Source organism: Halobacillus sp. BBL2006 (assembly GCF_000786645.1).
In the GTDB taxonomy this organism is placed as follows: Bacteria; Bacillota; Bacilli; order Bacillales; family Halobacillaceae; genus Halobacillus.
The window spans coordinates 1-871 of record NZ_JRNX01000906.1 but is presented as its reverse complement, the minus strand read 5'-3'; the positions used below and the strand labels follow the sequence as shown (position 1 = coordinate 871).

Annotated in this window: 1 protein-coding gene; it reads right to left on the bottom strand. The window is 43.1% G+C overall.

The window, feature by feature from the left end; genetic code table 11:
- On the bottom strand, positions 1-839 hold an 839-nt coding region (locus tag LD39_RS20965), incomplete at its 3' end, for a 1-deoxy-D-xylulose-5-phosphate synthase N-terminal domain-containing protein (protein WP_035553460.1).
- Positions 840-871: the final 32 nt, after the last annotated feature.

The window sequence follows — 871 nt, the reverse complement described above, 5'->3', positions numbered from 1 at the left end:
TTTTGAGTCATCACGTGTACGATGACTGGCCCATTTGTTTTCTTAGCATAGTTTAAGTTTTCCATTAAATCTTCAAAGTCATGACCGTCCACTGGTCCGTAGTACGTAAAACCTAGCTCCTCAAAAAACATTCCTGGTACGACAAAATATTTCATGCTGTCTTTCAACCGCTCGGCAGCCTGTGCAATTTTCCCGCCAACAGCCGGAATTTTCTTAAGAAGCCACTCTAAATCATCTTTCGCACGATTATACTTTCCAGCGCTTCTCATTCGACCTAGAGCTCCATGAAGAGCTCCCACGTTTTTTGCGATGGACATTTCATTATCATTGAGGATAACGGTTACATTCTTTTTCTCGTGTCCGATATGATTTAAGGCTTCCAAAGCCATTCCACCTGTTAACGCTCCATCTCCTATGATAGGGACGATCGAATGTTTCTCTTTCTTCAAATCACGCGCGATCGCCATACCCATTGCGGCGGATAAGGAGGTGGAACTATGGCCGGTTTCCCAAATATCATGTTCACTTTCATTACGTTTCGGAAAACCGCACAACCCTTGGTATTGACGGAGCGACTCGAATTGACCGCCTCTTCCTGTCAAGATCTTGTGTATATATGATTGGTGACCTACATCCCACAAGAAACGGTCCTTCGGGCTTTTATACACTTTGTGTAAGGCCAAGGTCAATTCCACGACCCCCAGGTTTGCACCTAAATGCCCTCCAGTAACAGAAAGATTTTCGATTAAAAACTGGCGGACGTCTTCAGCCAATTCTTCCAATTGATTATTATTCATATCCTTCAGAATTGAAGGGTCTTTAATTTTGCTCAGATCCATTGAAGGACCCCCTTGTATTTATCTTGTTTTTT